At 66.9% G+C, this 22,717-nt stretch carries 15 protein-coding genes, 1 tRNA gene and 1 pseudogene; 5 read left to right on the forward strand and 12 right to left on the reverse strand.

Features of this window, described 5'->3' with window-relative positions:
- Positions 1-23: 23 nt before the first annotated feature.
- From C8J46_RS00675 to C8J46_RS00700, 6 genes are all read right to left on the reverse strand, one after another.
- Positions 24-788, reverse strand: coding sequence for an MBL fold metallo-hydrolase (locus C8J46_RS00675; RefSeq protein WP_132734125.1), 765 nt, complete (start codon positions 786-788; stop codon positions 24-26).
- The gene (locus tag C8J46_RS00680; protein ID WP_132734127.1) at positions 785-1,579 is read right to left on the reverse strand and encodes a TatD family hydrolase; all 795 of its coding nucleotides are present in this window, start codon (positions 1,577-1,579) and stop codon (positions 785-787) included. The genes C8J46_RS00675 and C8J46_RS00680 overlap by 4 nt, the downstream gene beginning before the upstream one ends.
- A complete protein-coding gene (gene metG / locus C8J46_RS00685) occupies positions 1,579-3,126 on the reverse strand; it encodes a methionine--tRNA ligase (protein ID WP_132734129.1) in 1,548 nt (515 codons plus the stop codon). The genes C8J46_RS00680 and metG overlap by 1 nt, the downstream gene beginning before the upstream one ends.
- Positions 3,127-3,176: 50 nt before the next feature.
- Positions 3,177-4,166, reverse strand: a complete 990-nt coding sequence (locus C8J46_RS00690) for an AAA family ATPase (RefSeq protein WP_132734131.1) — start codon at positions 4,164-4,166, stop codon at positions 3,177-3,179.
- A 28-nt stretch (positions 4,167-4,194) separates the two neighbouring features.
- Positions 4,195-5,358 (reverse strand): D-alanyl-D-alanine carboxypeptidase family protein, encoded by a 1,164-nt coding sequence (locus tag C8J46_RS00695; protein WP_132734133.1) that lies wholly within the window; start codon positions 5,356-5,358, stop codon positions 4,195-4,197.
- 102 nt (positions 5,359-5,460) lie between these two features.
- Positions 5,461-6,504 carry a lytic murein transglycosylase gene (locus C8J46_RS00700; RefSeq protein WP_132734135.1) on the reverse strand — a complete coding sequence of 348 codons (1,044 nt, stop codon included), beginning with the start codon at positions 6,502-6,504 and terminating at the stop codon, positions 5,461-5,463.
- Positions 6,505-6,673: 169 nt separating this feature from the next.
- On the opposite strand from C8J46_RS00700, the gene C8J46_RS00705 reads away from it, so the two are divergent.
- Positions 6,674-6,750 (forward strand) — tRNA-Pro (locus C8J46_RS00705).
- A gap of 58 nt (positions 6,751-6,808) precedes the next feature.
- Here the strand turns inward: C8J46_RS00705 and C8J46_RS00710 are convergent.
- From C8J46_RS00710 to C8J46_RS00735, 6 genes and pseudogenes are all read right to left on the reverse strand, one after another.
- Positions 6,809-7,815, reverse strand: a pseudogene (locus tag C8J46_RS00710) (NAD(P)-dependent alcohol dehydrogenase).
- Positions 7,816-7,874: 59 nt separating this feature from the next.
- Complete coding sequence (locus tag C8J46_RS00715; RefSeq protein ID WP_132734137.1) at positions 7,875-9,767, reverse strand: S9 family peptidase; 1,893 nt, start codon at positions 9,765-9,767, stop codon at positions 7,875-7,877.
- On the reverse strand, positions 9,767-11,902 hold the full coding sequence (locus C8J46_RS00720) for a M3 family metallopeptidase (RefSeq protein WP_132734139.1): 2,136 nt from the start codon (positions 11,900-11,902) through the stop codon (positions 9,767-9,769). Before C8J46_RS00720 ends, C8J46_RS00715 begins: the two co-directional genes overlap by 1 nt.
- 70 nt (positions 11,903-11,972) lie before the next feature.
- The gene (locus tag C8J46_RS00725; RefSeq protein WP_132734141.1) at positions 11,973-13,190 is read right to left on the reverse strand and encodes a metallophosphoesterase; all 1,218 of its coding nucleotides are present in this window, start codon (positions 13,188-13,190) and stop codon (positions 11,973-11,975) included.
- 44 nt (positions 13,191-13,234) lie between these two features.
- Positions 13,235-14,128, reverse strand: coding sequence for a glycosidase (locus tag C8J46_RS00730; RefSeq protein WP_132734143.1), 894 nt, complete (start codon positions 14,126-14,128; stop codon positions 13,235-13,237).
- 4 nt (positions 14,129-14,132) lie between these two features.
- Complete coding sequence (locus C8J46_RS00735) at positions 14,133-14,900, reverse strand: glucose 1-dehydrogenase (protein WP_132734145.1); 768 nt, start codon at positions 14,898-14,900, stop codon at positions 14,133-14,135.
- Between the two features lie 197 nt (positions 14,901-15,097).
- Here C8J46_RS00735 and C8J46_RS00740 point away from each other — a divergent pair, with 197 nt between their 5' ends.
- The 4 genes from C8J46_RS00740 to C8J46_RS00755 are packed head-to-tail and all read left to right on the forward strand — an operon-like array spanning position 15,098 to position 22,702.
- Positions 15,098-18,511 carry a LamG-like jellyroll fold domain-containing protein gene (locus C8J46_RS00740; protein WP_132734147.1) on the forward strand — a complete coding sequence of 1,138 codons (3,414 nt, stop codon included), beginning with the start codon at positions 15,098-15,100 and terminating at the stop codon, positions 18,509-18,511.
- Complete coding sequence (locus tag C8J46_RS00745) at positions 18,508-20,463, forward strand: glycoside hydrolase family 97 protein (protein WP_132734149.1); 1,956 nt, start codon at positions 18,508-18,510, stop codon at positions 20,461-20,463. The genes C8J46_RS00740 and C8J46_RS00745 overlap by 4 nt, the downstream gene beginning before the upstream one ends.
- Positions 20,460-21,209, forward strand: coding sequence for an SGNH/GDSL hydrolase family protein (locus C8J46_RS00750; RefSeq protein WP_132734151.1), 750 nt, complete (start codon positions 20,460-20,462; stop codon positions 21,207-21,209). The genes C8J46_RS00745 and C8J46_RS00750 overlap by 4 nt, the downstream gene beginning before the upstream one ends.
- The gene (locus C8J46_RS00755; RefSeq protein WP_243643145.1) at positions 21,206-22,702 is read left to right on the forward strand and encodes a carboxylesterase family protein; all 1,497 of its coding nucleotides are present in this window, start codon (positions 21,206-21,208) and stop codon (positions 22,700-22,702) included. Before C8J46_RS00750 ends, C8J46_RS00755 begins: the two co-directional genes overlap by 4 nt.
- Positions 22,703-22,717 lie beyond the last annotated feature (15 nt).

The raw sequence follows: 22,717 nt of genomic DNA on the forward strand, positions 1-22,717 counted from the left end.
AGGCGGACGGGCTCGTGCGACCGTCAGGCGGTCAGCACGAGCCCGTCATAGCCGGGCTCGACCCCGCTGGGCAGTTCATCGCGCAACGTCGCGTAATCCATCGTGTTGTCCATATGGATCAGCGCGGTCCGCGTTGGCGTGAGGCGGTCCACCCAGTCGAGCACCGCCGACAACTCCATGTGCGTCGGATGCGGACGCCGGCGGAGCGCGTCGACCACCCAGATATCCAGATCTTGATACAGGCTGGCCATCTCGTCCGTCATCACGTTGAAATCGGTCGCATATCCGATCGACGTCCCGTCCGCATCGAACCGCAGGCCGGCGGCGTGGATGCTGCCGTGCGGCTGGTCGGTCACGCGGATGTCGATCCCGCCGATCCTCAATCGGTCCGGCAACACCTCGGCCGCGATTGTCGGCGGATAGCCGGGGCGACCATGAAAGGCATAGGTGAAGCGCGCATCGAGCGCCGCCAGCGTGAACGGCCGCGCATAGCCGCGGACCGGCGTTCCCATCGCGTGGAAGAGTTGCCGCACGTCGTCGATGCCGTGGCAATGATCGGCATGGTCGTGCGTCCAGAGTATCGCATCGACCCGGTCGATATCAGCCGCCAGCAACTGCTCGCGCATGTCGGGACTGGTGTCGATCAGGATCCGTGTGCCGTCATGCTCGACCAGCGCGGACGCACGCGTGCGGCGGTTGCGCGGCTCGGTCGGGTCGCACTCGCCCCAGTCGTTGCCGATCCTCGGCACACCCGAGGATGTGCCCGAACCGAGGATCGTGATCTTCATGCTGCGACGGCTCCAGACACTCGCGTCTTGGCGAACAGCGCGTGGAAGTTCTCGGCGGTACGACGCGATAATTCCTCGACATTCTCGCCGCGCAGGTCGGCCAGGAACTGTGCGGTATCGGCGACGAAGCCAGGCTCCCCGGTCTTGCCCCGATGTGGCACCGGCGCAAGGAACGGTGCGTCGGTCTCGATCAGCAAGCGCTCGATCGGCAGCCGTGCCGCGGTTTCCTGCAGGTCACGCGCGTTCTTGAACGTCACGATCCCCGAAATCGAGATATAAAGTCCCATATCCAACGCCTTGTCGGCAAAAGCTCCGCTCGCGGTGAAGCAGTGGATGACGCCGGGATAGGCCCCCTTCCCCATCTCCTCCGCCATGATCGCCGCGGTATCGTCCTCGGCATCGCGGGTGTGGACGACAATCGGCAAGCCCGTCTCGCGGGACGCCGCGATGTGCGCGCGGAAGCTCGCCTGCTGGCGGGCACGGTCGGAGGTATCACGAAAGTAATCGAGCCCGCTCTCGCCAAGCCCGACGACGCGCGGATGCGCCGCACGCGCGATCAGCTTGGCCGCGTCGACGTCGGGATAGGTATCCGCCTCATTCGGATGGATGCCGATCGTCGCCCAGACATCCGGCTCGCGCTCGGCAGTGGCGACGATATCGTCCCACTCGCTCTCACGCGTCGAGATGTTGAGCATCGCCGTCACGCCGCGTGCCCGCGCGCGTTCGAGCACCGCCTGCTGGTCCTCGACGAGGCCCTTGTAGTTCAGGTGGCAATGGCTGTCTGCGAGCATCAGGCCTCCGCGGGCATTTCGAGACGGGGAAACACGGGCGATGGCGGCGCGATCCGGAAGTCCGATGCGGCGATCCGGTCGTACCAGCCGTCATCGTCGATCGCGGCGTGGTCGCGCTCGGTCGCGCCGATCTGGTCGAGCACCTTGCCCGCGGACTCGGGCACGACCGGCAGGATCGCGATCGCCAGCATGCGGATCGCGCGGACCAGCGTGCGCAGCACCGCGTTCATCCGCTCGGGATCGGTCTTGCGCAACGCCCAGGGCGCCTGCGCGTCGATATACTGGTTGCACGCGAACACGCCGCGCATCCACGCCTCGATGCCCTGCGACAGCGCGAGATCGGTGAAGGCCGACTTGAACCCGGCGCAGGCGACGACGACCTCCTCGATCAGCACGCCGTCGGCATCCTGGACCGTACCCGCCGTGGGAAACTCGCCGCCCAAGTTCTTGGCGATGAACGACAAGGTGCGCTGTGCGAGGTTGCCGAAGCTGTTCGCCAGCTCAGCATTCACGCGCATCACGATCGCCTCGGGCGAATAGCTCCCGTCCTGCCCGAAGCTCACCTCGCGGAGGAAGAAATAGCGCAGCGCATCGACGCCGAATGCATCCGCGAGTGCCATCGGATCGACGACGTTGCCGACCGACTTCGACATCTTCTCGCCGCGCGTCAGCAGAAAGCCGTGGCCGAACACGCTTTTCGGCAAGGGAATGCCCGCCGACAGCAGGAACGCCGGCCAATAGACCGCGTGGAAGCGGACGATGTCCTTGCCGATCAGATGGATATCCGCCGGCCAGTATTTTGCCTTGTCGCCGGTCATGTCGGGATAGCCGATCCCGGTCAGGTAATTGGTGAGCGCATCGACCCACACATACATGACGTGCCCGGGGCTGCCCGGGACCGGCACGCCCCAGTCGAAGCTGGTGCGCGAGACCGACAGATCCTTCAGGCCACCCTCGACGAAGCGCATCACCTCGTTGCGGCGGCTTTCGGGGCGGATGAAATCGGGATTGGCAGCGAAGAGATCGAGCAAGGGCTGCTGATATTTCGACAGGCGGAAGAACCACGTCTCCTCCGCGGTCCATTCGACCGGCGTACCCTGCGGCGAGCGGCGATCGTCGCCCTCCCCGGTCAGTTCGGATTCGTCGTAGAACGCTTCGTCGCGGACCGAATACCAGCCCTCATAGCGGTCGAGATACAGATCGCCTGCATCCGCCATCGCCTGCCAGATCGCCGAGCTCGCGGCATAATGATCCTCGTCGACGGTGCGGATGAAGCGGTCATACGAGATGCCAAGACGGTCGGCCATCGCATGGAAATACGACGACATTTCATTGGCGAGGTCGCGCACGGGCATGTCGCGGTCGCGCGCGGCCTGGACCATCTTGAGACCATGCTCGTCGGTTCCGGTCTGGAAGAGCACGTCGCGGCCCGCCTGGCGCTGGAAACGCGCGATCGCGTCGGCGGCGACCATCTCGTAGGCGTGACCGATATGCGGACGGCCGTTGGGATAGTGGATTGCGGTGGTGATATAGAAAGGATCGGCCATGCCGCGCTCCTAGAGCATCGCCCCGGTGAGGTGAAGCCTGTGCGGCCCGATCACTGGCGTAATGTCGCGACGATCCCCGCCATCTCGAACACGGTCGCCTGCGCATCGAGCGACAAGCCGATCGCCGCGCCCGCGAGGTCGCGTGCCGCGGCGTGCGCGTCGAGTGCGGACCGGAGCGCTGGCCCCGACCGCGTCCGCGCGGCGTCGGCGATGAATGCGGGCGCACGGTCGAGAAATGCCTCGTACCGCGGTTGCGCTGCCTTGAGCCCAAGCGCCTTGGCAAGCTTCAGTCGGCGCCCGTTGTCGCGGTCGCCGTCCTGCGCGATCGCGGCAATGGCATCGTCGATCGCCGCGATGTCGAGCCCGGCATACCGCAGCGCGCGGCCGGGCGCGCCGTCGCTCGCGCGAACCAGCGCGGCAACCTCGCCCTCGTCCGCATCGGGCTGCAACGTCCGGATCGCGGTCGCGACCTCGCCGTCCGAGAGCGCCTCGAACCGCAACAACCGGCAGCGCGAGCGGATCGTCGGCAGCAACCTTCCCGGCGCATGACTGACCAGCAGGAATATCGTCCCGGCCGGCGGTTCCTCGAGGTTCTTGAGCAGCGCATTCGCCCCGCCCCGCTCCAGATCGTCGATCGCGTCGATCACCACGACGCGCCGCAGGCTCATCGACGGCGTCGTCGCGAACAGCGGTTGCAGCGTCCGCACCTGCGCGATCGTGATGCTGCGCGCGAGATCCTGGTCGGGCTTCTCCGGATCTTTCGGCAGCCGCGCGAGCACGCGGAAATCGGGATGCGACCCAGCCTCCATCAGCGACCGCGTCCGGTTCCCCTCGGGAACCTCGAACCCGGTCGATCCAGCATCGGGCCCAGCACCGGGATCGGCCGCATCCGCCAGCATGCGCATGGCTGCGGAGCGCGCGAAACTCGCCTTGCCGACGCCCTGCGGTCCGGCGATCAGCCATGCGTGATGCAAAGACCCGCCGCGCATCGCCGCCATGAAGGCGGCCTGCGCGGCAGCGTTGCCGATGATCGACGTCATGCCGGCAACGCCGTCGGCGCCGCGGTCATCAGCCGAAAAAGCCGGTCAGTCCTGCCCATGCGCGCCCGAAGAAGCCGGCGACCGCAACGTCCTTCTCGGCGACCAGCGGCATCGTCTGCTGGAGACCGTCCGAGGTCGTCACGACGAGATCGGCGACATGCTGGCCCGCCTTGATCGGCGCCTTGATCGGCCCCTGATAGACGACCTTCGCGGTCATGGTCGGCGAGGTGCCGGCGGGCAGCGTCACGGTCAGCGCCTTGGGCGCGACGAGACCAACCGACGAGCTGTCGCCCATCTGGACCGCGGCGGTCTCGACCTTCTTGCCCTTGGCGACGATCGGCTTCGACTGCCACGCACGAAAGCCCCACTCCATGAACCGCACCGACTCTTCCGCACGCTGCCCTGCGCTCGTCAGCCCTGCGACGACCATCACCAGACGGCGGCCGTTCTGGATCGCGGAGCCGGTGAAGCCATAGCCGGCTTCCTCGGTGTGACCGGTCTTCAGGCCATCGGCACCAGCGACGCGGCCGAGGATCGGATCGCGGTTCGCCTGGGTGATGGCGCTGCCGCCCATCGTCTTGCCCCAGGTGAAGTCACGCTTCGAATAGAATTGCTTGTAGAGATCGGGATAGTTGGTGATCGTCGCCGCGGCGAGCTGCGCCAGATCATGCGCGGTCACATAGGTCACGCCATTGTCGGGCCAGCCATTGGCGGTGCCGAAATGGCTGTCCTTGAGGCCGAGTTCGGCGGCCTTGCGGTTCATCCGCTCGGTGAATGCCTGCTCCGATCCCGAAATGCCCTCGGCGAGCACGATGCACGCGTCGTTACCCGACAGCGTGACGATCCCGTACAGTAGATTGGCGACGCTTACGTTCTCACCCGACGACAGGAACATCGTCGAACCCGCTGCCGGACCATGCCATTTCGCCCAGGTCTCGGGCCGCACCGGCATCATCTGGTCGAGCTTCAGTTCGCCCTTCTTGACCATGTCGAACGCGACATAGACGGTCATCATCTTGGCAAGCGAGGCCGGCGGCATGCGGCGGTTCGCGTCACGCGCGAACAGCACCGCGCCCGACGACAGGTCCTCCATATACGCGATCGGCGCTGCGGTCTGGAACTGCGGCGCGGCGGCGATGGAGGGGTGCGCCAGCGCGAGGGCGACGAGCGGTGCGACGATCAGCTTCTTCATGGGGTATTCCGTGAGCAAAAGGGCGGTCCGTGGGCAGGATGTGATGCAGGTCATAGCCGCGCCCGGCGACCGCGTCACGTATCCGTTGCGTGCAAATTCAGCCTAGCGCTCGACCGCGTCGGCAAGCAGCCCGACCGACAGCGCATAGAAATTCGAACAGTTGTAATCGAGGATCACGCGGTAGTTGCTGGTCAGCAGATACGCGGTCGCCCCCTGCCCGTCCGGCTCGAGCAACGTCGCCATCACGCTGTCCGCGGGCAGGCTGCGACCCTGGGGCGAAATCCCCAGCGCGCGCCATTCGGCGATCGTCCGCCAGCCGCTATGCCGCTCGAACACGCGCGGGCAGCGCGGCGAGACCAGCCGGTTGCGCACCTGCGACCGGTCGAACCCGGCGGGCACGTTGACCGCGACACCCCAGGGCTGGCCCGCACGCCAGCCCGCATCGACGAAATAATTGCCGATCGACGCCAGCGTATCCGCCGGGCTGTTCCAGATATCCGCACGCCCATCGCCATCGCCGTCGCGCGCCAGACGCAGATAGATCGACGGCAGGAACTGCGGGTTACCGGTGGCACCTGCCCAGCTCCCCTTCAGCTGGTCGCGGGTCACGCCGCGATCGAGCATCTTCAGCCCGGCGATGAACTCGCCCGCGAACAACGACCGCCGCCGGCCCTCATAGGCAAGGCTGGCGAGCGAGCGGAGCAGATCGAAATTGCCGGTATAGCTGCCGTAATTCGTCTCATGCCCCCAGATCGCGACCATGATCGATTCGGGCACACCCGTCGTCTGCTCGATCCGCTGCAACCGCGAGCGTTGCGCCTGATAGGTCTGGCGACCGCGCGCAATCCGCGCCGCGTCGACATGCTGCGTCCGATACGGTGCAAACGCCGGCACCGCGCTGGGGTTGGAAGCCCCCGGCTGCTGGCGGTCGAGATCGATCACCCGCTGGTTGAGCGTCAGGCCGGGAAACACCGCATCCGCGGTCCGCGTGCTGACCCCCTCGGCAAGCGCCTGCTGCCGGAGCGCGACCATATAGGCCTGAAACCCGGCATCGTCCTGCGCCAGCGCCGGACTACTGCCGGCCAGCATGGCGACGACGCCGATCACGAGATTGCGCAGCCGCGCGGTTTTCGATGTCCCACCCATCCGAAGGCTCTGCCACAGACGTGCCGCGATCGGAACCTCGCATCGTCGCACCGGGCGCACGCACGACCGTACCGCCCTCGTCGGCGATGCTTTGCCGTCGGTCTTTCATCACGAAGAACACGAAGCCGCTTGCCATCCGGCGAAGCCTGCGGCTAAGGGCCGTCGCAGTCGGGGAGTGGCGCAGGCTGGTAGCGCACCTGGTTTGGGACCAGGGGGTCGCAGGTTCGAATCCTGTCTCCCCGACCATCTGCCGGTGCGGTTTCGACCGCACCGGTATGGATCTCGGGACCTTACATCGACACCCTCACCATTCGACACCGATCTTGCCGAAATGCTCGCCGCTCATCTCGAACGCGAAGGCGTCCGCGAGCGTGTCGAGCGAGAAGCGACGGTCGACGACCGGGCGGATACCGGTCGCGTCGAGCGCGCGGACGAACGCCTGTTGATCCGCGCGACTACCGACGATCAACCCTTGCAGCCGCGCCTGCTTCGCCATCAATAGCGCGGTCGGCACCTCGCCGCCACGCCCCGTCAGCACGCCGATCAGCGAGATATGGCCGCCGATCCGTACCGCCGCGATCGATTGCGCCAATGTCGCCGGCCCACCGACCTCGACCACGTGATCGACGCCGCGACCTCCGGTCCACGCGCGACCTTGCGACCCCAATCCTGGTTCTCGCGGTAGTTGAGCGTGAAGTCGGCGCCGAGCGCCTTGGCCCGCGCCAGCTTGGCATCCGACGACGAGGTGATCGCGACGATCGCGCCCATCGCCTTGGCGATCTGCAACGCCCAGATCGAGACGCCGCCGGTGCCGAGCAGCAGCACCGTGTCGCCCGCCTTCAACCCGCCGTCGACGACCAGCGCGCGCCAGGCCGTCAGCCCCGCAGTCGTGATCGTCGCCGCCTCGACCGAGTCATAGCCGCGCGGCGCATGCGTGAATGCAGTCTCAGGAAGGACGACATGCTCTTGCGCGAACCCGTCAATTCCATCGCCCGGCGTGCGGCTGAAGTCGCCGATCGTCGGCGGACCGGCCTGCCAATCGGGGAAGAAGCACGACACGACGTGATCACCGACCGCGAACTCGGTCACGCCGTCACCGATGCGCTCCACGATGCCGGCCCCGTCCGACAGCGGCACGCGGCCGTCCTCGCTCGGCATCTTGCCGGCGACCACGCCGAGGTCGTGGAAATTGAGCGAGCTACCGTGGATCGCCACCCGGATCGTGCCGGGGCCGGGCTCGCCCGGATCAGCGCGCTCTTCCGGCCGGAGTGTATCGAGGCCCACCGGGGACCGCAGCGTCATGACCTTCATCGCAAACTCCTGATCTGCCGATCACAACGCCCCGGTTCCTCAAACTGTCCCGTCCGGGCTTATTGCGCCTTCAGATACCGGTCGAACCATCCGACCGAACGCTTGCGGACGTCCGCGGCATTGGCGGGGGCGCGGATGCCATGGCCTTCGTCGGGATAGATCACCAGGCTGGTCGGCACGCCCAACTCCTTCAGCGCGTGCCAATATTCGATCGACTGGGTCGGTGGCACCTCGATGTCGCGCTCGCCGACATAGATAAAGGTCGGGGTCTTGGCCTGCTTGATGAAGCTGATCGCCGAGACGGCGCGATAGGCCTCGGGATCATCATAGGCGGACTTGCCGAAGAACGGGATCATCCACTGGTCGATGCCGTTGGTGCCGTAATAGCTGATCCAATTCGACAACCCGGCGCCCGCGACGATCGCCTTGAAGCGGTTGGTCTGGGTGTTCGCCCACATCGACATGAACCCGCCATAGCTGCCGCCGGTAAGCCCGAGGCGCGCATCGTCGACCGGCGCGATCTTCTCGACCGCATCGATCCCGGCGAGGATATCGCGCAAATCGCCGCCGCCGAAATCGCGGCGGTTGGCGGCGGTGAACGCCTCGCCCTGGCCATAGCTGCCGCGCGGGTTGGGCATGAACACGTAATAGCCCGCGTCGAGCAACGCCGCCGGGCCCGATCCGCTGCCGACATAGCTGGGCGTATTCGCTGCCGACGGGCCGCCATGGACGATCGTGACCATCGCCGCTTTCCGCGCAGGATCGGCCGATTTGGGGGCGAGCAGCCAGCCCTGGACGTCGAGCCCGTCATTCTTCCACGTCACGCTGCGCGCCGACGCGTTCGCCGGGAGCGCATCATTGTCATGCGTGATCTGGCGGGGTTTCGCGATCGGGCCGGCAAAGATCGCCGGGCCGTGCGTGAAATCCTGCACCGCGGTCGCGACGATCCGGCCGTCCGCGCTATAGGCGGCCTTGCCCTCACCCGCCGCGAAGCTTGCCGGGCGGCTCCAGTTGACCAATGTCTTGCCGGTCGGATCGAGCGTCGCGATCTCGGCCGCATCGCCGTGCAGGCGGACCGCACGCAGGCCACCGCCGGTCCAGTCGAGCGAAGTCACCGTCGCCTTCGCGCCCTCGGTCCGGTTGACGGGCACGCCGCCCGCGATCGGCACGGTCCAGACATCGCCGCCGATCGAGCCGAAATCGCTCATGAGGCCACCGATATATGCGACCGTGCGGCCATCGGGCGACACGCGTGGCATGTTAAGCTGCGTCGTCGGCTTGGCGATCGTGCGGACGGTGCCGGTGTCCGCATCGACCGCGTCGAGCGTCGCCACCCACCAATTGTTGTCGCCATTGCCGAGCGCGCTCGTGACGACGAAGCCGCGGCCGTCGGGGGTCCAGTCATATTCGTAGATATAACGATCGGCCGGCGACACCGGCTTGACCGTGCCCGCCGCGAGATCGACGATCGCGAGGCGTTGCTCGTCACTGGTCTCGCCGATTTCGCCGACCTGCCGCACGCCGGCCTGCGTCGCGCCGGCTTCCTTGGCCGCGCCGAAGGTCGCGAGCAGCGCCAACCGTTTCCCGTCGGGCGAGAAGCGCGGTGCCTGGGCGATGCCGTCGATCGCCGCGACCTGCCGCGCGCCGCTCGCGTCCGCCAGCATCACCAGCGCGCGGGATTTGCCCGCCTCGCGCGCTAGGAAGGCGATCCGGCCATCGGTCGCAAAGGTCGGCGCGCCGTAGCTGCACGTCGCACAAACATCGATCGTCTGGACGATACCGCCGTCCGACACGCGCCGCACGACGATTGCTGCATGCGTGGGCGCGACGGGTTCGATGCTGGCGAGACGGTCCCCCTTCGGCGCGAGCGCGAGCGCACCATATTGATGCACCGGCGCCTGCGCGAACGCCGGCGTCGTGACGAGCAGCGCTGCGATGGCAAACCTGCGCATCACTTGGCGCCCGCCGTCAGGCCACGGTCTTCGAGCATCGGGCCGATATCCGGATCCTTGCCGTAGAACGCCTTGAACATCGGCGCATAGTCTTGAGTATGGCCCTTCGACAGGATCATGTCGCGGAAGCGCTGGCCGTTCGCGCGCGTGAGGCCGCCATGCGCCATGAACCACGCATACGCGTCGTTATCGAGCATCTGCGTCCACAGATACGCATAGTATCCCGCCGCATAGCCACCAGCCCAGATGTGCGCGAAATAGCTGGTCCGATAGCGCGGCGGCACGTCCTTCGTGTCGAGCCCCATCGAGTTCAGCGCCTTGGTCTCGAACGCATCGACGTCCTGCGGGCCTGCCGAGGCGGGCAGCGAATGCCAGTCCTGATCGAGCGTCGCCGCCGCGACCAGCTCGCCCAGCTCATACCCCTGGTTGAACTTCGCCGCGTTCTTGATCTTCGTGACGAGCGCCTGCGGCATCACCGCACCGGTGCGATAATCCTTGGCATAGTTCGCGAAAACCTTGGGATCGAGCGCCCAATGCTCGTTGAATTGCGACGGGAACTCGACCCAGTCGCGCGCGGTATTGGTGCCCGACACCAACGGATAGGTCTGGTTCGCGAACAGCCCGTGCAGCGCATGGCCGAACTCGTGAAACATCGTCGTCACGTCGTCGAACGTGATCAGCGCGGGCTGGCCCGGCGCGGGCTTGGTGAAGTTGCCGACGTTATAGACGACCGGCTTGGTCTTCAGCAGCTTCGACTGGCCGACGAAGTTCGACATCCACGCGCCACCCGCCTTGTTGTCGCGCTTCCAGTAATCGAAATACATCAGGCCCAGCTCGGAGCCGTCCTTGTCGTAGACGGTGAACACGCGGATGTCCGGCTGGTAGGTCGGAATATCGCGGCGTTCCTTGAAGGTGACGCCATAGAGCTGGTTGGCGGCGAAGAACACGCCGTCGGTCAGCACGCGCGAAATCTCGAAATACGGCTTCAGCTCATTCTGATCGAGGTCGTACTTGGCTTTGCGCACCTTGTCCGAATAGAAATCCCAGTCCGACGGGGCGAGCGGGAACGAGGTGCCGGTCGCGTCGATCGTCTTCTGCAACTCGGCCGCCTCGCGACGCTGTTCGACCGCGGTCGCAGGCACCAGCTGAGTCATGAACCCCTTTGCCGCCGCCGGCGTCTTCGCCATCTGGTCGTACAGCGAATAGGCGGCATAGTTCGGATAGCCGAGCAACTGCGCCTTCTGCGCACGCAACTGCGCGATCTTCTGGATCAGCGCGCGCGTATCGTTCGCGTCGCCGCGCTGCGACCGGTTCCAGCTCTTCTCGAACAGCGCCGCGCGGGTCGCGCGATCGGAGAGCGAGGCGAGTGCCGGCTGCTGCGTCGTGTTCTGGAGCGACAGCACGTACTTGCCCGCCATCCCCCGTTCCTTCGCGCCTTCCGCCGCCGCCGCCATCTCCGCATCGCTCAACCCGGCGAGCTTGGCCTTGTCGTCCACCAACAGCGCGCCCGCCTTGGTGCCGGCAAGCAGCTTCTGCTGGAAGTCGGTCGTCGCGGTCGAGATCTGCGTGTTGAGCAACCGTAGCTTGGCCTTGTCAGCGTCGTTCAACTGCGCGCCAGCATGCAAGAAATCGCTGTGATAGATCTCGAGGACTTGGCGTTGCTCGGCATCGAGACCGAGCGAGTCCTTCTTCGCATACAGCGCCTGGACGCGCGCGAAGAGCTTGGGATCGAGATAGATCGCGTCGCTGTGCTGCGCGAGCTTGGGCGCCTCCGCGGACCGCACCGCGTCGAGCGCATCGTTGGTGTTCGCCTGCGACACGCCGAAGAACGCCTGGCTAGCGCGGTCGAGCGTCCGGCCCGACCGCTCCATCGCCTCGATCGTGTTCGCGAAGGTCGGCGCGGCCGGGTTGTCGGCAATCTTGCGCATTTCGGCGATCTGCTCGGCCATGCCCTGTTCGAGCGCGGGCTGGTAATCGGTGTCCTTGATCTGGTCGAACCGCGGCACCTGGAACGGCAGCGTGCTGGGGACGGTCAGCGGATTGACGCGACCGGAATTTGGCGCCGCTTGCGCGGTGGCGGGGCTGGCCAGGCAGCACAGGATGGCGGCGGAACGGAGCAGGCTGGAACGCGGCATCTTCAGACTCACAATGGCAGGAGTGATGACGCTCTTGTTGCATGGAGCGCCAAGGCGTTACAATGTCTCATTATTGATCGTGCGGCAGCGCGCGACGCAGCGTGATCCGCGTCATTTCGGGCGGGCGGCCGAGCCGCAGCGCGAAGCCCGGCCACAAGCCGGTGCCGTTGCTGACGTACAGTGTCATGCGGTCGACGTCGTAGCGACCCGAGACGAAGCCGCCATTGGCCAGCGCGAAGATCCGATCGAAGCCGCGGATCATCCCGCCATGCGTGTGCCCCGACAATTGCAGCGCGACACCGCGCGCCGCCGCCTGCCGCGCCATCTTCGGCTGGTGATCGAGCAGCACGACGGGGGCGGACTTGGGAGCGCCGGCCAATGCGGCGCCAAGATCCGGTCCCGCCTGCCCGACCGCGGGCGCGGACAGATCGGTCACGCCGGCGATCACCAGCCGCGCACCGACGCGCGCGAGCAGCATATGCGCGTTGGGCAGCATGCGGATGCCCATCCCCGTCAGATGCCGCATCCATGCGGCGTAATCGAAGAAATATTCGTGATTGCCGGGGATCGCGTAGACGCCGTCGGGCGCACGCAGCTCGGCGAGCGGCGCAACGTCCGCACGCCGCATCGCCACCGATCCGTCGATGAAGTCGCCGGTCACCACGATCAGATCGCCCCCCGACGCATTCGCCCGGTCGACGACCTTCCGCGCCCACGCCGCCGGAAACAGCCGGCTGATATGCAGATCGGTGAGCTGCAACAGCCGATAGCCATCGAACTGCGGCGGCAAGTCGCGGATCGCAACCTCGACATCCACCACCGGCGGCACGCGGATCGCGTTGGCGACGCCGATCGCCGCGAGCAAAGCGGCGAGTGCAGCGATCGCATAGCGCACACCGTCGGGGACGACCGTGCCGCGCTGGACGATCAGCATCACCAGCGTACCGAGATCGACGAGGATCTGCAGGAGCGCGAGCAACAGGATCGCCCCGAACGCCCAGTTGAATGCGATGACGATCGCGCGGGGGAATTCGGGTGCGAACACCGATCCTGACGAGAGCCGGCTCCACGAATGATATTGCGAGGCGAGCAGCAACAGCACCGCGACGCCGAGCTTGACCGGGATCGCCAGCGACAGCGGCCAGAGCCATCGGCCGATCACGTACAGGCACGGCAGCGAGAAGATCAGCTGGAAGATCGGATTGGTCCTTTGGCGGCGCGCCCCGTCAACCGAGGACAGCGCGCCTCGATAACGCCGGAGCGCCGCCTTCGCTGCAACTTTCGTCATGAAGCCGGTTCGCTCGATCCCCCCCGCCAGGGAGAGGATCAAAACTACCGAGAATACACCCCGATCAGCGCACGCCGCAGCATCCGGTCCTCCAGCGAGAAGTACAGCGCGATCCGGTCGCCCTCGATCACCGTCGACGCGGCGAACGCGATATCGGTTGCCTCGCGGCTGAGCGCCGGCGGCGGCACCAGCATCGGCTCGATCCCGCGCCCGGTCACGCGCGTGAACGCGGAATCGAAGCTGATCCAGCCGATCCGCCAGCGCGCATCATGCGTCGCGCCGTTATAGAACATCACCGGGTCCCGGTCGCCGACCTGGATGATAGGCCCGGTCGACAGATGCCAATTGTCCCAGCTGTCCTCGCGAATCCCGAACGGGTCGGGCAGTACCGTCCACGGGCCCTTCGCGGTCGGTGCGCTGGCCATGCCGATCCGCGACGCCTCGTTCGCGGCATATTCGTAGAACAGCCGCCAATCGCCCGCCGACGTCTGCGCGAGCGTCGCCTCCTTGATATTGCCCTCCCCCGGTGGCGCCTTGAGCACCAGATCCTCCTTCGCCAGCGCGGTGAGCTCGCGCCCCGCCGCGAGGATCATCGAGCCCTGCGCACGCGCGGCATCGACGCCGGTATAATAGACCAGATATTCGCGATCGGTGACGAGCACGGTCGGATCCTCGCACCCGCCGAGATCGGCAGGCCCCGGTCCCGGCACGATCGCCAGCCCCGGATCCATCTGGAAATGCAGCCCGTCCCTGCTCGCCCCGCCGGCGATGATCCCGGTCGGATCATGCGCCCCAAGCGGATGCGGCACGCCGCGGATCATCACGCGGTACAGCTCGCCTTCCTTCCAGACGAACGGACTCATCAGGTCCATCCCGTCGATCGGCGACGCCGCCGAGATCGTCACGGTGTCGAGCTGCTCGACGACATAACTCAGCATCGGATCAGGCCCCCTGCGCGACGGTCAGCGACAGCGCACCGTCGATCGTCACGGTCGTGCCAGTGATATAATCCGCCGCGGGCGACAGCAGGAACACGACCAGCGCGGCGACCTCGTCGGGCCGCCCAGCGCGCTTCCACGGGATCGCCGCTTCCTTCGCCGCCAGTTCCTCGGGATGATCGAGCGCGGACTGGTTCATCGGCGTCAGGATCATCCCCGGCGCGACGCCGTTGACCGCGATCCCCTTGGGCGCGAGCTCGAGCGCGAGCGTCGCGGTCAGCTGCGACAGGCCACCCTTGGCCGAATCGTAATCGACCCCGCCGGGCCGCGGCGCGCGCTCGTGGATCGACGAGATGTTGACGATCCGCCCCTTCGCCGCCTTCGCCTCCAGCGCGCGCACCATCCGCCGGCAGGTCAGGAACGGCCCGTACAGATCCGATCGGATCACCCGGTCGAATTGCGCCAACTCCATATCGACCAGATTGACCCCGGTCATGTTGAGCCCCGCCGAATTCACCAGCAAGTCGACCGTGCCGAACGCCTTTTCGGCGGTGGCAAAGAGCTGTTCGACTGCCGCCTCGTCGCCGACATTGGTCTGCACTGCGATCGCACGGTCGTCTCCTCCGATCGAGGCGCAGACCGCGTTCGCCGCCGCGACATCCTTGAAGTAGGTGATGACGACACGCGCACCGGCGTCGCCCAACGCCTTGGCGCAGGCCGCGCCGATACCCGATTCCCCACCCGTGACGATCGCGACCCGTTGCTCGAACATGGCTATTCCTCACGTCTGTTTTCTCATCTCGTCGCAAGCGCTTAACCGCGCCGCGGTGCAAATGAATTTGCTGTCAGGCCCACGACATGATGCCGCCCTCCGACAATCTGCAATTCAATTTGGCTTTTTCCGACGCCTGTGCTTGATGCGGCGCAGTTCGGCGGGGCGACCAAGATCCCGCTTCTGGGAGGATAGGAATGCGCAACCGTCTGTTCGCAAGCACGATTTCGACGCTGGCCTTGTGCGGCGCCACGGCGGCGACGTCGCAGACCTATGGCCCCATCAACGTCGTCGCGCCCGCGGGCGGCGATAGCGTCAGGACCGCGATCGGCGGTGATCGCGCGGCAACAATCGACGCGCAGAGCTGGACGATGTCGACCTGGCTCGAACCGAAAGCGATCCCGAACGGTACCGCTCTGGTTGCCGGATTTGGCGACGCCGCGACCGGCGCGCGCCGCTATCTCGCGCTCGATCAGGGTCGCCCGAGCCTCGTCACCGAAGCCGGCATACTGACCGCCAGCGCGCGCATCACGGCGGGCACATGGCATCATGTCGCCGCGACCTTCGACGGTACGCAGGCGCGGCTGTTCGTCGACGGGCGGCAGGTGGCGCAGCGTCGCCTGACGGTCTCCCCGGTCGCCCCGGTCGCGACGATCGCCCCGCGGGGGGCCGGTCCGTTCTTCGCGGGCCGCGTCGCGGGGTTCGCGCTGCAGGTCGGCGCGCTCGATGCCGCAACGGTACGTACGCAGGCGGGCGCGACGCCCGATCCCGCGCTGACGCTCTATCAGAACGGCAGCCCCGACTGGCCGGTGCAGGTCCGCCAGTCGCTCGGCCAGACCGTCCAGCAGGATGCGTGGACGCGCCCCGTCTCGAAGGCCCCCTTCCCCGCGCCGGTCGCCAAACCGCTGCCGACCGGCCCAGCGATCGTCGCGGTCCGTCCCGGCGAATGGACCGTCGCGGGCTGGAAACTGGCCGAAGCGCCCAAGGTGACCGCGCCGGGCACGACGCTCAGCCGCGCCGGGTTCGATGCCTCGCGCTGGTATGTCGCGACGGTGCCGGGCACGGTGCTGACGACCCTGGTCGACCGCGGCGTCTATGCCGACCCCGCCTACGGTCTCAACAACATGACGATCCCAGAAGGCCTCGCGCGGCAGGATTACTGGTACCGTACCGAATTCGACGCGCCGACCGAAACCACGGGCAAGCGTCAAATGCTCACCTTCGACGGCGTCAACTACAGCGCCGAAGTCTGGCTGAACGGTGCGCCGATCGGCACGATGAAGGGTGCGTTCGTCCGCGGGCGGTTCGACGTCACCGGCAAGCTGCGCCCCGGTCGCAACGCGATCGCGGTCAAGGTATCGCCGCCGCCGCATCCCGGCATTGCGCACGAGGAATCGCTGACCGCAGGGGTCGGCGAGAATGGCGGGATGATGATGCTCGACGGCCCGACTTTCGTCGCGACCGAAGGCTGGGACTGGATCCCGAGCATCCGCGACCGCAACACCGGCATGTGGCGCGGCGTGACGCTGACCACGAGCGGCGCGGCGACACTCGGCGACGCGCAGGTCGTCACCACCTTACCCAAGGCGGACAACAGCATCGCGGAGATCGAGATCGGCGTGCCGGTCGCCAATCCCACAGACCGCGCCGTCACCGCGATCGTCCGCGCGGCGTTCGACGGCGTCTCGGTCGAGAAGCCGGTGACGCTCGCAGCCGGCCAGACGACGACCGTGGTGATGAAGCCAACCGACTTCCCGCAACTGACGGTGCGCAATCCAAAGCTCTGGTGGCCCAACGGGTATGGCGACCCGGCGCTGCACGACCTCACGCTGACCGCGACCGTCGATGGCGCCACCAACGACACCAGGCGCGTCCGCTTCGGCATTCGCCAGGTGACCTACGACATCTCGCTGATGGACCAGGACGGCGATCTCGACCGCATCGGCATCGACCTTTCGAAGGCGCGGCAGCGTGGCGAGCGGATCGTCGACGGCACGCACACCGGCATCCGCAAGGTATCGAATGGCTGGGCCGCGAGTCTCGTCCCCGGCGCCGAGAATTCACCCGCGGTGACCCCGATCAAGGGCCAGGACGGCCTGTCCCCCTATCTCGTGATCCGCGTCAACGGCGTGAAGATCGCCGCGCGCGGCGGCAATATAGGCATGGACGACTTCATGAAGCGCGTCGATCGCGCGCGCCTCGAGCCGTTCTTCCGCCTCCACAAGGACGCGCATCTCAACATCATCCGCAACTGGGTCGGCCAGAACACCGAGGACACTTTCTACGACCTCGCCGACGAATACGGCCTGATGATCCTCAACGATTTCTGGGAATCGACGCAGGATTACAATCTCGAGGCGCAGGATCCGGCGTTGTTCATGACCAACGCGACCGATGTCGTGAAGCGCTATCGCAACCACCCGTCGATCGTTGCCTGGTTCGGCCGCAACGAGGGCGTGCCGCAGCCGATCCTCAACGAGGCGCTGGAGACGCTGATCGACAAGGAGGATGGCACGCGGCTTTATATGGGCTCGTCCAACCGCGTGAACCTCCAGAACTCCGGTCCGTATAACTGGCGCCCGCCAGTCGAGTATTTCACCGAACACGCCAAGGGCTTCTCGGTCGAAAGCGGCACGCCGTCGCTGCCGACGCTGGAGGCGTGGCAGCGCGCGATCCCCGCGGCGGACCAGTGGCCGATCAGCGACATGTGGGCCTATCACGACTGGCACCAGACCGGGAACGGCGCGGTGAAGACGTACATGGACGTGCTCGGGACGCGTTTCGGCGCGGGCACCAGTCTCGCCGATTTCGAGCGCAAGGCGCAGATGATGCAGTATGAATCGTACCGCGCTATCTTCGAGGGGATGAACGCGCGGTTGTGGACCGAGCATAGCGGCCGGATGCTGTGGATGACGCAACCCGCCTGGCCGTCCTCGGCGTGGCAGATCTTCTCGTCGGACTATGACACGCAGGCCTCGTTCTACGGGGTGAAGAAGGCGTCGGAGCCGATCCATGTCCAGATGAACCTGCCCGACTGGAAGGTGGTACTGGTCAACAACCGGCTCGCCGACCTGCGCGGCGTCAAGGTCACCGCCAAGGTCGTCAGCCTCGACAACCGCACGCTCGCCGATCGCACCGCGACGATCGCCGCGCCGCGCGAGGCGACCACCGATGCCTTCACGCTCGATCTCGCGCCGCTGCTGCAACAGGGCGTCGCGCTGGTCCGGCTCGAAGCCACCGATGCTGCAGGCAAGCGGCTGTCGACCAACTTCTACTGGCAAGCGAAGGACGATGCCGCGTTCCAGGCGCTCAACACGCTGGCCACCGTGACGCTCGGCAGCACCGCGACCACCCGGATCGACGGCGCGGAGACCGTCGCGACGGTGACGCTGACCAACGCTAGCGCGACGCCGGCGATCGAAACCAAGCTGACAGTGATGAACGCCGACGGCACGCAGGTCCTGCCGGCGTATTTCAGCGACAATTACGTCTCGCTGCTCCCCGGCGAGACCCGAAGTATCGAGATCCGCTACCCGACCGCGAAGGCATCGTCGCCCAGCGTCACCCTACGCGGCTGGAACGTCGCCGCATCGCGCGTGGTGGCACGATGAAGGGCCTGATCCTCGCCGCAGCGTTGCTGTCGACTGTCTCGGCCACGGCTTCAGCACAGTCGCTCGCCTCGCCGGACGGGCGCATCACCGTGACTTTGGGCACCAACGACCAGGACCAGCCGACCTACCGGCTCGATGTCGCCGGGCAGACGCTCCTGTCCCCGTCGACGCTCGGGCTCGAGTTCGAACATTATGCCAAGCTCGCGAACGGACTGAAGGTCGCGACCATCGATCGTCGGTCGGGCGCGGATCGCTACACGCTGCCCGCAGGGAAAGTATCGCGCGTCGACGAACGCTATAACGAGATCGTCGTCCATTATGCCGAGGCCACCGCAACCGGGCGCAAGCTCGATATCGTCCTGCGCGCCTACGACAGCGGGATCGCGTTCCGCTACGCTATTCCCCGCCAGCCGACCCTCACCTCAGTGCGAATTGCCAACGAACTGAGCCAGTTCGCCTTCCCCGCCGATTATGCCTGTCACGGTCTCAATCTCGGCAGCTTCGGCACCAGCCACGAGGGGGAATATGATCCGGTGCGCGCTTCGGCGATCCGCCCGCACAACCTCTACGAACTGCCACTGGTCTGCGCGACCGGGAATGGCGGACCGGCGCTAGCCTTCGCCGAGGCGGACGTCACCGACTGGCCCGCAATGTACCTGACCGGCACCGAGACCGGCGCGCTCGGCGTCGCCGCCAAGCTCGCCCGTCGCCCCGACGATCCCGATATCGCGGTGAAAGCCGAGGTCGGCGCCGGTCTGCGCTCGCCGTGGCGGGTCGTCATGGTCGGCGCCAACCCCGGTGCGCTGATCGAGAACACATTGCTCACCAGCCTCAACTCCGCGCCAGCCGGCGACTTCTCGTGGGTAAAGCCCGGCAAGACCGCCTGGGACTGGTGGTCCGGCCCGGTCCTCGCGGGCGTCCCCGATGCCGGTACCAACGACGCCACGATCAAGCGCTTCATCGATTTCGCCGCGCAGACCGCGCTGCCGTACATGATGATCGACGATGGCTGGTACGCAAACAGCGGCGACGGCGCGACGCTCCGCCCCGGCGCCGACCCGACCAAGCCAATCGCGGCGATCGACCTGCCCGGACTGGTCACGTACGGACGCCAGCGCGGCGTCGGCCTGATCGTGTGGATTCACTGGAAGCTGCTCGACCAGGATATGGACCGGATCCTCGACCAGGTTGCGGCATGGGGCCTCAAGGGGATCAAGGTCGACTTCATGAACCGCGACGACCAGGTCATGATCGGCTTCTACCACCGTCTCGCCGCGGCGACCGCTAGGCGTCACCTGCTGCTCGACCTGCACGGCGCGACGCATCCATGGGGCATGACGCGGACCTGGCCGAACTTCATCACCCAGGAGGGTGTGCTCGGCGCGGAATACAACAAATGGACGCGGCGGATCACCGCGCGGCACAACATCACGCTCGCCTATACGCGGATGCTCGCCGGGCCGATGGACTATACGCCGGGCGGGTATCGCAACCGCACACCCGCGACGTTCCGCATCACCGCGACCGCGCCCGAGGTCCAGACGACGCGCGCCGCCGGCCTCGCCATGTACGTGGTGTATGAGAGCCCACTCGGCAGCGTCGCGGACTCGCCCGACGCGTATCGCGGCCAGCCCGGCCTCGATTTCCTCCGCGACGTGCCGGCGACCTGGGACGAGACGCGCTTCCTGGCGGGTGACATCGGCGACTATGTCGCGATTGCGCGCCGCAAGGGAAAGCGCTGGTATATCGGCGCCATGACCGATGCCGCGCGCACCGTGACGCTCCCGCTCGGCTTCCTCGGCACCGGCAGATATGTCGCGCGTCGCTGGACCGATGGCACCGCGCCAACCGACTTGGTAACCGGGCGGACGACCGTAACCAAAGCAGACAGCCTGACCCTCGAACTGGCCGCGTCGGGTGGCGCCGCGGTGATCCTGGAGACCGAACGATGAAGTCCCTGCTCGTTGCCCTCTCGCTGGTTACCATGGCCACGCCCGCCGTCGCGCAGACCGAAGACGCCAAGGCCAAGGCGGCGCGCGAAGCCGAAGACCGGCTGCACACCGACTGGGCCTGGCTCGGCCGCTATCAACAGGCCAATGCGGCAGTCCCCGCCAAGGGCGCACAGCCGCGCGTGGTCTTCATCGGCGATTCGATCACGCAAGGCTGGTTCGACATGGTCCCGGCGTTCTTTGCCGACAACAACCGCTTCGGTCGCGGCATCGGCGGGCAGACCACGCCGCAGATGGTGCTGCGCTTTCGCCAGGACGTGATCGACCTGAAGCCGGCAGTGGTACAGATCATGGCAGGCACCAACGACATCGCCGGCAATACGGGGCCGATGACGCCCGATCAGTCGAAGGCGAACATCATGACGATGGCCGAACTCGCGCGCGCGCACGGTATCCGCGTCATCCTCGCCTCGATCCCGCCGGCCGCGAACTTCCCGTGGCGTCCGGGTCTCGAAACCGCCGACAAGATCGCCGCGATGAATGCGTGGCTCAAGACCTACGCCGCGCAGACCAACTCGACCTATGCCGATTACTGGACCGCGCTGCATGACGGCAAGGCGTTGCGCGCGAGTCTGACCTATGACGGCGTCCACCCGAACAAGGCGGGGTACGCGGTGATGGGCCCGGGCGCCGAGGCCGCGATCCGCTCGGCGCTTGCCAAGCCTGCACCGAAGGCGATCGCCCGGTGATCCTAGCGCTCGCGCTCGCCGCCGCTGCTGCTCCGACTGCTTCTGGCCCGGTGGTCCGTACCGACGATGGACCGGTCCGCGGTGCCGCGCTCACCGGTGGCGGCGCGGTGTTCCGTGGCATCCGCTTCGCCAAACCGCCGGTCGGCCCGCTGCGCTGGCGTGCGCCCGAGCGCCCCGCACCCTGGACGAGTCCCGTCGACACGATCGCCGAGCACCCCGCCTGCGCGCAGCTCGTCTATGGCGACTGGAACCGCGCCGCGGCCCAGACCAGTGCCGAAGACTGCCTGTTCCTCGACGTCCGCACGCCCAAGCTCGCCGGTGTCGGCACCGGCGCCAAGCCCCTCCCCGTCATGGTCTGGATCCACGGCGGTGCCAACCGCGCCGGCGCTGGCGGCGGCACGGTGGAATCGAAGATCACCGAGGCCGGCATCGTGCTCGTCAGCGTCCAGTACCGGCTCGGCGCGCTCGGCTTTCTATCGCACCCTGCGCTCAGCCGCGAACAAGGCGGCCATTCGGGCAACTACGCATTGATGGACCAGCAGGCCGCGCTCGGCTGGGTCCAGCGCAACATCGCGCAATTCGGCGGCGACCCACGCCGCGTCACGATCGCCGGTGAATCCGCCGGTGCGCAGGACGTCGCGCTACACCGCCTAGCCCCAGCCTCGCGCAGACTGTTCGCGCAGGCGATCCAGGAAAGCGGGACGGCCGGCTTCGGTGTCGCCCCGCGGAGCCTCGCGCAGAACGAGCGGCTCGGTGCGCTGATCGCCACGACCGCCGGGCTACCCGCGGCGGCGACCGCGGCCCAGCTCCGCACGCTGCCGGTGGACACCATCCTTACGGCGCAGGATGCGGTCGACGTCCCCGATCTCGACGACGACAGCTTCATCTGGTTGCAGGCGGTGGTCGATGGTCGCGTCCTGACCGATACGCCCGCGCATCTGCTCGCCACCGGCAAAGTCTCGCGCGCGCCGCTGATCGCCGGCATCAATGCACGCGAACTGACGCTGCATGGCGGCCTGCCCGCGGCGGCCGCGACGATCCGCCGTGAATTCGGACCGAATGCCGATCGCGCAGCGACGCTCTACGGGCTCCAGCCGGGCGCTACCCCGGTCACCGACCCGAGGCTCGGCGACGTCACCGTCCAGCTCGCCAACGACCTCACCTTCCGTTGCCCCACCGTCGCGTTCTCGAAAGCCCTCACGCGCGTCGGCGTCCCGGTCTGGCAATATCAGTTCGACTATGCGCCACCGGGCGGCACCGTCAGCCACGCCAGCGAGCTCGGTTACGTCTTCAACCCAGCCAAACCGGGCGAGCCGCCACTCGCCGCCTATTGGGCGAATTTTGTGAAGACCGGCAATCCCAACGGCGCCGGGCTGCCGCACTGGCCGGCCTATTCGCTCGGCAAACGCGGCTATGTCGCGTTCGAACAGACCGGACCGGTGGCCCGCACCGATCTTCGTGGGGCGATCTGCGGGTTACGCGACACGCCCTGATCGTCCCAGAGCTAG

The sequence above is a fragment of the Sphingomonas sp. PP-F2F-A104-K0414 genome (genome assembly GCF_004340945.1).
Taxonomy (GTDB): domain Bacteria; phylum Pseudomonadota; class Alphaproteobacteria; order Sphingomonadales; family Sphingomonadaceae; genus Sphingomonas.